A 12,394-nucleotide genomic window follows, 5' to 3' on the forward strand; every position below is an offset into this window, starting at 1 on the left:
TATGTTCAATCAAATAAAAAACCTGGCCGGAGGCGAAATTTACCTCATTAGCTCGCTAGTAATGTTCATGTTGTTCTTCATTATAGTAGGCATTTATCTTTTTAAATTAAATAGAAAACATACTGAAATGATGAGCGAGTTGCCCATTAAAGAAAGTCAATTAAATGGATATGAAGAAAATTAAACTACTTATTGTGCTGCTTTTTGTACAGCTACTGGCATTAGCTTCAGAAACCGAAGGTGCAATGGTTCAAACCGTTCATTCTGGTCCATCACTTGGTCTATCGCAGTCTGAATTGTTAATCGTTATATCGCTGCTTTTTGCACTGGTACTGGTGTTTGTCTCGCTCACTTTGCTTCGTGCTTTTAAAGTAATGTACCAGGAACAAATGAAGCCCACACCTTATGTTGCACCGGTTAAAACAGCGCCGTTAAAATACGAAGATTGGTTAAGGCATAAAAAAACAGGTAAATCTTTGTGGGCGAAATTGCTCGGGTTAAAACCAATATCAGAAGAAAAAGATTTGGAAATTGACCATGCCTACGATGGCATTAAGGAACTTAACAACCCAGTGCCAGCCTGGTTTAATTTCTTGTTTTTTGGCACAATGATTTTTGCGGCAAGTTATCTGATTTATTACCACATAGGTGGATATGGTGATTTGCAGGACAAGGAATACCAGAATGAACTGGCAAAGGCACAAATGGAAAAAGCCGCTTACTTAGAAAAATCTGCCAATACGATAGATGAGAATAATGTTAAAGTTGATCGTACGCCACCAACTTTGCAAGAAGGGAACTCAATTTTTGAAGGCAATTGTAAGGTTTGTCATGGCGATAAGGGCCAGGGAATTATTGGTCCTAATTTAACAGATGAGTTTTGGTTGCACGGCGGCGGTATTCATAATGTTTTCAAAACAATTAAATATGGCGTTCCGGCCAAGGGAATGATTAGTTGGGAGAAGAACCTCACGCCGAAACAGATAGCAGCGGTGGCCAATTACATCATTTCACTATCTGGCACTCATCCGGCAGGAGCAAAAGCTCCACAAGGAGAAAAGTACGAGGAAAAAATTCCCGAAGATCAATCCATGAAGCCAGTTGAACAAGCAACAATCGCCAATAAATAGATATTATCTTGGAACCACAAAACAAAGGACGAAATTTCATCTACCCGAAAAAACCATCGGGCAAGCTTTATAGCTACCGCAAGTGGTTTAGTTACCTGTTGCTTTTGTTTTTTTTCTCTTGTCCGTTTATTAGCCTCAATGGCGAGCAGCTGGTTCTACTTAATCTCTTAGAGCGAAAATTTGTTTTCTTTGGCTTGATTTTTACTCCTCAAGATTTTTATCTTTTTGCACTGGCGATGCTCATCTTCATTATTTTTATCGTGTGCTTTACAATAGTTCTAGGTCGGCTTTGGTGTGGATGGGCCTGCCCACAAACCATTTTCATGGAAATGGTTTTTCGCCAAATAGAATATTGGATAGAGGGCGATGCACAGAAACAAAGAAAATTAGATACGCAGCCATGGAGTGCCGAAAAAGTAGCCAAAAAAGCCAGCAAGCATTTGTTGTTTTTAGTTGTTTCTTTTGTAATAGCCAACACCTTTTTAGCCTATGTTATTGGTACTGATGTATTGTCGAAAATTGTAACAGAACCTATTAAGCTCCATCTTTCGGGATTGCTATCAATTTGCTTGTTTACATTAGTGTTCTACTTTGTTTTTGCTTATGCAAGAGAAGTAGTTTGTACAGTTATATGTCCATATGGTAGGTTGCAAGGCGTTTTGCTTGATAATCAGAGCTTAATTGTGGCATACAACGTAAACCGTGGAGAACCAAGAGGTAAGTTAAATAAAGAAATAGATTTACTTGTCAAAGGTGATTGCGTAGACTGTGGTTGGTGTGTGCAGGTATGCCCAACAGGCATCGATATTCGAAACGGAACACAACTAGAATGTGTAAATTGTACGGCCTGCATCGATGCTTGCGACGAAGTAATGCTAAAGATTGGAAAGCCAAAAAGGCTTATCGGATTTTATACACAAGAATTCATCAAAAATAATAGGGCTTTTAAACTGAGTAGTAGAGCTTTGGGCTATGCAGCCGTACTTTGCATTTTGTTTACCGTCTTTGTAGGTCTTATATACAAAAGAGATCAGATAGAAACAACTGTTTTAAGGGCAAGTGGTACCACTTACCAGGTAAGAGGGCAAGCAGCAATTACAAATCTTTACAACGCAGAATTAATTAACAAAACCAATAGGCCTTTGAAGTTCATCTTTAGGTCGAGAGATAAAGCTGATCGCATTGAATTTATTCAAAACACACCAGTGTTGCCTCGGGAGGGAAGCGTTCATATCACATTTTTTCTCATTAGAAATAAGCATCAAATACAAAATAAAACTGATGCCAATTTTGAAGTAGTGGTACAGGGGAAAGTCTTAAGCCATGCTACAACAAGTTTTTTTGCGCCGCAGGGCGATGACAATTAAAATAGAAATAGATGAACTGGGGAACGAAGATTTTATTAGGGATGGCGGTATTTATGGTTTTCATTCTTTCGATGGTTGGCTTCATGTTTTTGCAACAGAGCAAAGATGCGTTGATTGAAGAAGATTACTATGAGAAAGGAATTGCATATAATGCAACATATAATGCGGCGCAGAATGCCGTTATTGATCAGGTAGCGCCTAAAATGTCTTTAAACAACACTCAGGTTGTCATCGCTCTAAAAACACCAGCTACTTATCAACTAAAAATGATGCACGCAGCCAACAAAGCTGATGATTTATCTTTTGATGGTGTTACAAAAGGAAAGAATTACCTCATTTTGATAGACCGAGCAAGGTTAGCTAAAGGCATTTGGTTTGTGCAACTGAGTTGGAAGGCCAACAATAAGGCATATAGTTTTCAAACCAATATTAAGCTGTGATGGAAGACTTTCCATTGGCGTTTTTGATGGGCTTCTTTGGAAGTGTGCATTGTGCTGTCATGTGCGGACCGATGATGCTTAGCCTGCCATTTCAAAAAGCGGGGATTTTGCCAGCCTCCTTCCGATATTTATTGTACCAGTTCGGTAGAATAACCACCTACACGTGCTTAGGTTTAGTGGTGGGTAGCATTGGCGGAACCATTAAACTATTTACTAATCAACAAGCTTTGACTTTATTTTTAGGGATTTTGCTGGTGTGTTTTACAATGCTCCAATTTGTTCCTCGATATCTAAAACGCTTTTACTTTATCCAAAATATACTTTTAAATCCCATCAGTAGTTTAATGGGGAAAGTATTAAACTGGCCTTTTGCTGCTTTTTTTGTCGGATCGCTAAATGGCATCATTCCTTGTGGAATGGTTTACCTTGCACTAGCAACCGCCATAAATACTGGTTCAACTGCCAGTGGTGCAAAATTTATGTTTCTATTCGGCTTAGGAACAACGCCATTAATGATAATGGTTTCAATGGGCGGAATAATGCTCAAAAGATATTTTGCGTTTCGAACTCGAATTTTAATCCCATGGGCATCATTGATGTTAGGCTTGCTACTCATTTTACGCTCGGCCAATCTTGGCATCCCTTATGTTTCACCAGCGCCAATAGGAAGATTTGGCGAAGCGAAAACCTGCAAATAACCCGAGATTTTTTCGGGTTATTTGCAAAGAAGTAATTTAGTTTAATGCTGCTGCACCGGCGCTAGCTACCTCATGGTCTTGTTCTACTGAACCACCAGAAACGCCGATGGCACCAACAATTTCGCCACTTGCAGCTTTTAACAATACACCGCCTGGAAAGGAAATTAATCCGCCATTTGAGTGTTCTATGTTATAAAGGGGCTGTCCTGGTTGCGAAAGTTTACCAATTTCTCCTGAATTCATATCGAAAAAACGAGCAGTTTTTGCTTTTTTAACAGCGATATCTACGGATCCTAGCCAAGCGTTATCCATACGATGGAATGCTTTTAGGTTGGCGCCTTCATCTACAATTGCAATGTTCATGGCTACGCCAATTTCTTGCGCCTTACTTTTTGCTGCGGCAGAGATTTTTTCTGCCTGTTCTAATGTTATAGTCATTGTTTTTTGTTTTTGGTTGTGATTACAGGATAGTGGTTGTTAAACAAACCCCGGCAACAATTGTTTGTAGCAAGCTTGCTTTTCAATGCTACAACCTAAAATTTAGCCCAAACATCTAACCAATGGTTTAACATCAGGCTTGTTTCACCTTTTTCGCCCTGCTGCCATCTGCTTTTTCTGGTAATTGAATAGATAAAATGAGATCGATACTTTCAGAGTTAGCATCATATTCAGCAGCAATTTTCTCCCATTTTTTAAGATCTGCCTGCAGGTTTTCAATCTCTTTCGTTAGCGATTCTATTTTCGTTTGGATTGATTTTTTTACATTTAAGTTTGCCATGGTGCAAAATTATGATTTGAACGTGAAATCAATAAATGTTTTTGTCATAATAAAAGGAAGTATGTCTAAGGTTTTCATATCCAACTAAATATGATGCTGAATTGATCAATTCCTCCATTATAACTTCCGTTAAACAAATCAGAAATACTTGTCGATGCTTAAGCCATATGTTAGATTTACGTTTTCGCGACTGGTAACGTTTAATTTGTTGTAATTTAGGGCAGTGGTTAGGCTAATCCACTTTCTAAGCTTAAGGCCAACAGTTGTAGCCGATCTAATAATATAATCGCCCTTTCTATCAAATGAATGCTGAAGGAAATGGCCTCCATCTATGGTAACGATTTCTTTTATCGCAAAGTGATATTGTAACCGAAGAGAATTTCGGTACGTGTTGTAGCGCTCGCCCACAATCAGGCTACTTTGATCAAATAAAATTCCATCACTTAGGTTGATATACGCATTTGGCTGATCTAAAAAACTATAGGCAATTCCGCCGCCTGCAAGAATCTGGTTTTTCAATTGTAACGAGAAACTGGTGTTGTAGTTAACCAGACCCCAATAATAAAAATGCGGAATGGTTTTATACAGATTAAAGTTAATGGTGGTAGAAAAGTCGTTATTACTCAAATTATTGTTCTGTTTCCCATAAAGCCAGCTGGTAGTAGAATTCAATACGAAATCTTTTTTCTTTAAACCTATATTGATAGCATTATTAAGTAGGTATGCTCGCTCGTCGTTAGTTCGGTTAATTGATCCTGTGGAATTAACTACCAGGTGATATTGTGTTGAGTCTGTGAATTGTGCGCTCAAATGATTCGACAAAAGCATTGTGAAGAGTAGTAAGGTTATCCGCATCGTAAATCAACAAAAGATACACAAGCTATGTTTAGCTTTTTTAGAGATTGCGAGGCTACGCTATCATTTCGTAAAACCATGCCATCATTTTACCTGTTGTTAGTTCATCAAACACCAACTGCATGCATATGAAATCGCAAAAGACTCCAGCAAAACAAAACAGCCAACCCGGCATAGAAGCAAAAATGAATCCGGCGCCCGAAATAATAAAGACCACTTACAAGGGAGCAGAGAAGTTAAAAAATAAGGTAAGTTTGATTACCGGCGGAGATAGTGGTATTGGACGCTCCGTAGCAGTGCATTTTGCACGCGAAGGTGCCGATGTAGCAATTGTTTACCTCGATGAAGATGTAGATGCCAAGGAAACACAAAGAATGATAGTAGCAGAAGGTAGAAAGTGCGTTCTGATTAAAGGAGATGTAAAAAAACCGACCTTCTGTAAAAAGGCAGTTCAAACCGTGCTGAAAGAATTTGGAAAAATCAATATCCTTGTAAATAATGCCGGGATGCAGGTGCCACAAAAAGATCCCAAAAATATCGATAACAAGCAATTAGAAGATACCTTCAAAACGAATATATTTGGCTATTTCTATTTCGCACACGAGGCATTGCCACACATGAACCTCGGAGACTGTATAATCAATACCACTTCTGTAACTGCCTATCGCTCGTCGCCGAACCTGATCGACTATTCTTCAACTAAAGGTGCAATCACTTCCTTTACACGCTCGCTGGCAACTAATTTAGCTAAATCGGGTATTCGTGTAAATGCGGTAGCGCCCGGTCCGGTTTGGACACCACTTATTGTATCTACTTTTGATGAGGAAAAAATTAAGTCTTTTGGTTCTGAAACGGCAATGGAAAGGGCAGGGCAGCCATCAGAGCTTGGGCCAGCGTATGTCTTTTTAGCCAGCGAAGATGCTTCGTTTATTACCGGACAGGTGATGCATGTAAATGGGGGTGAGGTGGTAAATGGCTAATAGTAAATTATATGTTGGGATATTCTACTAACTTGACAGAAAATAGCAGAAGTGAATAAGAAACAAAATATCGAAGGCGGGGAGGCCGACTGGCGCTTCAACCTCCATGAAATTATTTACGAATCTAATACTCCTGCTGGAAAAGCTTTTGATATAGGCTTGCTCATCGCCATTTTTACCAGCATCATTGTCGTTATGCTAGATAGCGTAATTAGTATCCATGCCAATTATGGACACTTATTTAACACCTTGGAATGGATTTTTGCCGTTTTATTTACCATAGAATATATTTTACGGCTCGTCTGCATTAAGAAGCCAATGCGTTATGTAGTTAGTCCGCTCGGAATTATAGACCTGATTGCCCTTTTACCTTCTTACCTTGGGATCTTTTTTATCGGCGCCCAATCGCTTCTCGTCTTTCGGGCTTTCAGGCTACTGCGGGTATTTAGAATTTTTAAACTCGGACAGTTTTTAACCGAGATCAACTTTTTAACCCAGGCATTAAAGGGAAGCGTAAGAAAAATCAGCATTTTCTTACTTACTGTACTTACCATAACTGTAATTCTTGGATCTATTATGTACCTAGTTGAGCAGCGGGAAAATGGATTTTCGAATATTCCTGAAAGCATTTATTGGGCTATTGTTACCATTACCACTGTTGGCTACGGCGACATATCGCCCATTACGCCCATGGGTAAATTCGTGGCATCTGTTGTTATGCTCATTGGCTATGCTATCATTGCTGTACCCACAGGAATTATTACGCACGATATTGCCGTTGCCTCTCGTCAGAAAAAAGAGTTAACAGAATCTTGCCCAAGTTGTGGTAGAGAAGGGCACGATAGCAACGCACTCTTCTGCAAATTCTGCGGTTCATCTTTATACCGATAACTAGTTGGGTATGTAACGCTCTATCCTGCTAGCAAAATCATTCAGATCAAAAGGCTTATTAATGAAATCTTCTGCAGTGCATTTAGATTTAACCGCATTTAAATGGTTATTTGCAGACATCATCATTACTGGAATACTGTGTGTTTTTATATTTCTTTTAAGCTTGTTGCAAATGTCTATGCCATTTTCATCAGGCAGCATTATGTCTAAAATGATAAAGTCTGGATAGCCCTGCTGCATGTTCTGCCAGAACGTCGCTGAATTTGGAAAAGCCTTTACCTCGTAGAGCTCTTCGGTGAGCAAAAATTCGATAATCTCTCTGATACTTGGATTATCTTCGACAACATATATGCGCTTTTTCATCGGCATGTGTTTTAATTGTATTATAAACGTGTGCAATCCGTGCTTGTTTAATCAATTTATTCACAACGAGATAGTTATTAACTTTAGCAACAGCGTAAGCTCCTTCTGGAGACTCATAAATTTTTTAAACTTTTCAGCTATCTGGCGGTTGTTTAAATACCTAGGAAAATCAATTATGAAAAATCTTCTGCTATTACCCATCAAAAAGACATCACTTATACTATTGGTTTGCAGTTTAAACCTGCCTGGATCTTTTGCCTCGAAACAGTTAGTGTACAGTGAAAAACCTGTTGTAAATATGCTAGATGATGTTCCGGCTGCGGCTTTTCTGAAAAAGGCAACAATTATCGCCATGAACGAAATTCAAATCAGTGGTGTGGCCAGCGAGCAATCCAATCTTCCGAAGCTTAAAACTTTTGCAGATCAGATTATTGTTCAACGGGCCGAGCTAAATGAAGAGCTTAAAGCATTGGCAACTCTGAAAAAAGTAAATCTACCAATGGATAAACCTCAAGGAGGTCTTCGCCCCGATGGGAGGATTGATTCTGCGCCAGAAAATTTGCAAGATACCACCAGGAACCAGAACCAAGCGGAGGCTGCCGGTGCCAACGAAAGTGGAACGATGCAAAAAAATGGTCTAGAAAACGTTGAACGTTTAAAAAAGTTGAAAGGTGATGAATTAAATCAGGCCTACATAGCCTTGATGATGGAAGAACAGAAACAATTAATAAGCCTGTTCCAAATGGCTGCGAGTAACAACGATAAAGATGTAAAAAGCTTCGCATCTAAACATATCGGGTCGTTTAAAGCAAATTTGAAAGCATTAACAGCTTTGAAGAAAAAATAAGGTGCACCTGATGCGACACCAAATTAGATGCTTTAAAAATTTAAATTTTCAGAAAAAATGAAAATTTAGGCTCGGATTGACAATTTTGTCATAGAATCAGATCTTCAATTTATGCCATTTTACGCCAAATGACAGCTAATTTCTGTTTTGCCCTCACTATGTTTTTTTTTCAAATAATTGATTTTCAGTTAAATATATTTTTGCGATTACTAATTTCATTTACAAATTAGTATGGTTAAAAAATACACCTCGGTGCGTATTGCTTATCTGATAATAATTAATGAAGTTTGATATGTTAGAATTAAATCAACGGGACGATTTAGATTAACGTAGAATGAAAAAGCGCTCATAAAAATGAGCGCTTTTTTTTTTAATCTTCATCCGGTTTGTCATCAATCCATTCATCCAATTTAGTGCCTTCACCATCTGCAAAGGGGATTTCATCGGGTGTATATTCACTGTCGTCTTTTTCTTCGGCAGGCAAATGGCCATCAGCTACATTACCACCAGCACGGTGCATTTTAAACTGATCAGCATTAGGTAAATTCTGTTCCTCTTGGGGTTGTTCATCTTGATTTTTCATGGTATCTCGTTTTTTTAACAACATTTTGATGTTACTTTAAGTTTTTCTTTTGAGAAAAATGAAGGATATTAGCAGCCAAATTCCTAAAAAAGAGTTTATTTAACGCTAACCACAACTTATTACAGATAATACTTTTACATTGTCTATATATTTACTTTATTACCTTAAAATATCAACGTTCCCTAAATGAATAATCTCTCCATCAGTTTAACCCCCGCTAAGTGCGAGCTTTTGGATAACATCCTTAACGAGTTTGATCAGGAAATTTATATCAAATCGGAACGTGTGCTAAAAATTTTTAGGGGTAATGGCAACCTGGCTTCCGATTACTTGGACTTATTAGTTCAGATGAATCTGGTGATTCTGGTTGGACAGGTTGATGGAGTGCCTTTGCCAGCTATGGTAGGCAAACAGGCCGGTGCAGATATGTTCATCAATGAGGGCGGATTTAAGCGCCGCTATGCACTTAATAAATTAGAGGAAGATACGGGAAAGAATATCCTCGATTTAAAAAAAGAAAATTTAACCCTGCAAGAGAAAGTTGCCGAACAAGCACATTTGCTTAAAGGTTTAGAACAGAGTATTACGCAACAAGGAAAGGGGATTTTAAAAAATTGGTTATGGCGGATGCTCTTTTTTATCCTCGGTTTTTTTGTCTGTTATTTTTACTTTAAATTCGTAGCAGGTCGTTAGAACAATGTACTCGAACCCATAAAATCATTAACAATCCTGAGCACATAGCAGCCTAAATCTTTTGCATTACCAACACCTACACCTTTGATGGCAGCAAGTTGATCGGTGTTTTTAGGTGGCTTTGCGGCAATATTTAATAGTGCAAAATCAGATAAAATACTGTGTGGAGCAATGCCTCTCTGTTCACTCAAACCCCTGCGCCACGTTACCAAATTTTCGTATAAAACAGGGTTGGTAACCGGTGGTGTTACTTCCGTCTTTTTGGTAGCGGTTTTTTTTGGCAGCTGATCGAATACATTTACTGCAGCGATATAGGTTTTTTGGTAAGCTCTAAATGAAAAAGACTGCCATTTAAATCCAAATAAAGCCAGCTTAACGTTCAAGGCATTGGCAATGTCACTTAGGTTTGCCAAGATAATTTCTGCCCGCTCGTCGATGTAGTAGTTTAATGCTGAAAACATTTTAATTTCCTCAATCATTGATTCAATTTTGGGGATGAAATAAGATGCAGCTTTATCCAAACGACCTAAAAAAGCGGTGTCGGCAATTAAAGCCAGGTTTTTTGATCGTTCACTTAGCTCCCTAATGAAAAACTTTCTGGCTACTTCAATTACTTCTTTTTCGAGGAAATTGCTGTGTTCTAAAAAATGCTCAAGTAGCTTATTGTCATGACTTACACTGAACTTGGCGACCTTGAGCATGTTCCAATATTGATGAATGGGTTCAAAATCGAACAGATCTGCAACCAGTTGCCATGCTTGTTGCTGCCTGAAACGATTAAGATCATCTGCGGTTGGGCGCATACTTACTGCCTTTGCGGTAAATTCGATAATCCGCTTGTCCGTCATGATGTTCTCCATTCTAACAGGCGCTTTTAATAACAAACCATTAAGGCTTTTACACCTACTTAGCGCTACATATGCCTGCCCATGCGTAAACGAAGCGCTGATATCTACAATTGCTTTCTCGAAGGTTAAACCCTGGCTTTTGTGAATGGTTATGGCCCAAGCCAGCTTAAAAGGAAATTGGGAGAAGGTGCCGGTGTTGGTTTCTGCAATTTTATTCTCGTCCTGCTCAAGCGCATACTTTACGTTTTGCCACTCTTCTCGTTCTACCTCGAAATCGTTGCTTTCATCCAGAAATTGAACGCGAATACGGTCTTCTTCCAGGCCAACTATTTTAGCCGCCTTGCCATTATAATATTGCTTTTTTCCAGATGAATCATTTTTAATAAACATCACCTGTGCGCCAACTTTGAGGCTTAAAATTTCATCTACAGGGTAGGCATCTTTCGGGAAATCGCCGGTTATTTTTGCCTGAAAGGTGCTCAGGCTGCCAGACAATTTATCCAAGCAATCGCTATTTATTTGGCCAACCAGGTTATTGTGTGTTGTAAGGGTAATATAATCATCCTTCCAGCTTTCTGCTAAAGTTGGATCATAATGCTCATTCAATTGATCAAGCTGCGGCTGGCTTAAATTATTTTCTCTTATCCGGTTTAAAATCTCCAGAAACAATGGGTCAGATTGACGATATACCTTCTGCAATTCGAAAGTAACCAGCGAAATTTGCTTGAAGACCAGACTATCGAAGAAGTACGGACTCAGATAGTAATTTCTAAGAATGTGCCATGCATCATGGGCTATTGGCGAAAGTTGGTATAAATCGCCGATCATTAATAGCTGCACACCCCCAAAAGGTTGTTTGGAAGCCTTAGCCTGTTGCAAAGTACTATCAATGAAATCGAGCATATCTGCCCGGACCATACTAATTTCATCGATGATGAGCAGCTCAAGGCATTTCAGAAGTTTAAGTTTGTCTTCCGCGTATTTCTGAATTTTCCGCTCTTTCTGATGATTTGGAATGATCGGTCCGAAAGGCATTTGAAAGAAAGAATGAATGGTTACGCCACCTGCGTTGATGGCTGCCACTGCCGTTGGCGCTACCACAGCAAAATTCTTACTTGTAGTCTCCTTTATTTTACGCAATAACGTTGTTTTACCCGTACCTGCTTTACCGGTTAAAAAAATTGGCTGGCTAGTAGTGGCTAAAAAATCGAGAATGAGCTGGTTATCTTGGTTCGAATTTTGTAAATCGGTATTGGCATTCATTTTATTACTTCATCCTTCTTAAAATATGGAATAACTTGAACTGCAAATATGCACAGAATTGACCTTACCGCCGAGCTATTTTTTAGTATGTTATGCACAAAATATAGTTTGGAAGCGAATTAATCATCTTAAAACCGTGTTTGATTTTTTTTATAATCTTATATGTACCTGATGATCAATAAGATGTTTTTAATTAACATTTAGCAAACAAAAATAGGAGGGGATATTTTTGTTTGCTAAATATTTTAGTATAAATTTGTTTATCTCGTTGAGAGAAATTAAGATTAATTGAATCAAAAATAGTACGCTGTTTTTGAAGAATTGGATATAAAATGACTGTTACAGTACTAGCAATATTAGAGACAGATTTTCGACCAGACCTTTCGTTGGGTAAAATTATGAACGAAAGGCTGAAGATAGCTGCAGATGATTTAAGGGATATACATTTACAAGGTCTACAAACTGTTGGACAGCGAAATGATGATGTTGTGGTTTACATCAGCTATAATCCGAAGTATAAAATTAGGTGGCGAATAGTAAACGATGTACCCGAAGAAGTGGAAGGTTATGTTGGTCGCGTTTGTGGCGATTTAGGCTACATACAGTGGAAAACATCTGTAATGAACATCTTTAAAGGTAATGAATAACATGCCTTAGC

At 38.5% G+C, this 12,394-nt stretch carries 16 protein-coding genes; 10 read left to right on the forward strand and 6 right to left on the reverse strand.

Annotation, left to right across the window (positions count from 1 at the left end; all coding sequences use genetic code 11):
* Position 1 precedes the first annotated feature (1 nt).
* Genes OQ268_RS10305 through OQ268_RS10325 form a run of 5 tightly spaced genes read left to right on the forward strand, consistent with a single transcriptional unit; the run spans position 2 to position 3,635 of the window.
* Positions 2-184: a hypothetical protein gene (locus tag OQ268_RS10305; RefSeq protein ID WP_265856041.1), complete on the forward strand. Its 183-nt coding sequence runs from the start codon at positions 2-4 to the stop codon at positions 182-184.
* Positions 171-1,130 (forward strand): cbb3-type cytochrome c oxidase N-terminal domain-containing protein, encoded by a 960-nt coding sequence (locus OQ268_RS10310; protein WP_265856042.1) that lies wholly within the window; start codon positions 171-173, stop codon positions 1,128-1,130. The genes OQ268_RS10305 and OQ268_RS10310 overlap by 14 nt, the downstream gene beginning before the upstream one ends.
* Positions 1,131-1,138: 8 nt before the next feature.
* Positions 1,139-2,497, forward strand: coding sequence for a cytochrome c oxidase accessory protein CcoG (ccoG, locus tag OQ268_RS10315; RefSeq protein ID WP_265856043.1), 1,359 nt, complete (start codon positions 1,139-1,141; stop codon positions 2,495-2,497).
* A gap of 11 nt (positions 2,498-2,508) precedes the next feature.
* Positions 2,509-2,937, forward strand: a complete 429-nt coding sequence (locus OQ268_RS10320) for a FixH family protein (RefSeq protein ID WP_265856044.1) — start codon at positions 2,509-2,511, stop codon at positions 2,935-2,937.
* Complete coding sequence (locus tag OQ268_RS10325) at positions 2,937-3,635, forward strand: sulfite exporter TauE/SafE family protein (protein ID WP_265856046.1); 699 nt, start codon at positions 2,937-2,939, stop codon at positions 3,633-3,635. Before OQ268_RS10320 ends, OQ268_RS10325 begins: the two co-directional genes overlap by 1 nt.
* Before the next feature lie 36 nt (positions 3,636-3,671).
* Here the strand turns inward: OQ268_RS10325 and OQ268_RS10330 are convergent, their stop codons facing one another.
* The 3 genes from OQ268_RS10330 to OQ268_RS10340 all read right to left on the reverse strand — a co-directional run bounded on the left by OQ268_RS10330 (position 3,672) and on the right by OQ268_RS10340 (position 5,223).
* Positions 3,672-4,073: a GlcG/HbpS family heme-binding protein gene (locus tag OQ268_RS10330; protein ID WP_265856047.1), complete on the reverse strand. Its 402-nt coding sequence runs from the start codon at positions 4,071-4,073 to the stop codon at positions 3,672-3,674.
* Positions 4,074-4,206: 133 nt separating this feature from the next.
* Positions 4,207-4,413, reverse strand: a complete 207-nt coding sequence (locus tag OQ268_RS10335) for a hypothetical protein (RefSeq protein ID WP_265856048.1) — start codon at positions 4,411-4,413, stop codon at positions 4,207-4,209.
* A 138-nt stretch (positions 4,414-4,551) separates the two neighbouring features.
* Positions 4,552-5,223, reverse strand: a complete 672-nt coding sequence (locus tag OQ268_RS10340) for a DUF481 domain-containing protein (RefSeq protein WP_265856049.1) — start codon at positions 5,221-5,223, stop codon at positions 4,552-4,554.
* Positions 5,224-5,390: 167 nt separating this feature from the next.
* Here OQ268_RS10340 and OQ268_RS10345 point away from each other — a divergent pair, with 167 nt between their 5' ends.
* Both OQ268_RS10345 and OQ268_RS10350 read left to right on the forward strand, forming a co-directional pair.
* A complete protein-coding gene (locus OQ268_RS10345) occupies positions 5,391-6,248 on the forward strand; it encodes an SDR family oxidoreductase (protein WP_265856050.1) in 858 nt (285 codons plus the stop codon).
* Positions 6,249-6,299: 51 nt separating this feature from the next.
* The gene (locus OQ268_RS10350; RefSeq protein ID WP_265856051.1) at positions 6,300-7,139 is read left to right on the forward strand and encodes an ion transporter; all 840 of its coding nucleotides are present in this window, start codon (positions 6,300-6,302) and stop codon (positions 7,137-7,139) included.
* On the opposite strand, the gene OQ268_RS10355 is transcribed toward OQ268_RS10350, so the two are convergent.
* Complete coding sequence (locus OQ268_RS10355; protein WP_265856052.1) at positions 7,140-7,502, reverse strand: response regulator transcription factor; 363 nt, start codon at positions 7,500-7,502, stop codon at positions 7,140-7,142.
* Positions 7,503-7,677: 175 nt separating this feature from the next.
* Here OQ268_RS10355 and OQ268_RS10360 point away from each other — a divergent pair, with 175 nt between their 5' ends.
* Positions 7,678-8,349 carry a DUF4142 domain-containing protein gene (locus OQ268_RS10360; RefSeq protein WP_265856053.1) on the forward strand — a complete coding sequence of 224 codons (672 nt, stop codon included), beginning with the start codon at positions 7,678-7,680 and terminating at the stop codon, positions 8,347-8,349.
* A gap of 370 nt (positions 8,350-8,719) precedes the next feature.
* Here OQ268_RS10360 and OQ268_RS10365 read toward each other — a convergent pair whose 3' ends face one another.
* The gene (locus tag OQ268_RS10365) at positions 8,720-8,932 is read right to left on the reverse strand and encodes a hypothetical protein (RefSeq protein WP_265856055.1); all 213 of its coding nucleotides are present in this window, start codon (positions 8,930-8,932) and stop codon (positions 8,720-8,722) included.
* A gap of 186 nt (positions 8,933-9,118) precedes the next feature.
* Between OQ268_RS10365 and OQ268_RS10370 the strand changes: the two genes are divergently transcribed.
* Entirely contained in the window at positions 9,119-9,625 is a 507-nt protein-coding gene (locus OQ268_RS10370; protein WP_265856056.1) for a hypothetical protein, read from the forward strand.
* Here the strand turns inward: OQ268_RS10370 and OQ268_RS10375 are convergent.
* Complete coding sequence (locus OQ268_RS10375) at positions 9,622-11,736, reverse strand: AAA family ATPase (protein WP_265856057.1); 2,115 nt, start codon at positions 11,734-11,736, stop codon at positions 9,622-9,624. The genes OQ268_RS10370 and OQ268_RS10375 overlap by 4 nt on opposite strands.
* 332 nt (positions 11,737-12,068) lie before the next feature.
* Between OQ268_RS10375 and OQ268_RS10380 the strand changes: the two genes are divergently transcribed.
* Positions 12,069-12,383, forward strand: coding sequence for a hypothetical protein (locus OQ268_RS10380; RefSeq protein ID WP_265856058.1), 315 nt, complete (start codon positions 12,069-12,071; stop codon positions 12,381-12,383).
* Positions 12,384-12,394: the final 11 nt, after the last annotated feature.

It is taken from the genome of Pedobacter sandarakinus (assembly GCF_026240095.1).
GTDB classification, from domain to species: Bacteria; Bacteroidota; Bacteroidia; order Sphingobacteriales; family Sphingobacteriaceae; genus Pedobacter; species Pedobacter sandarakinus.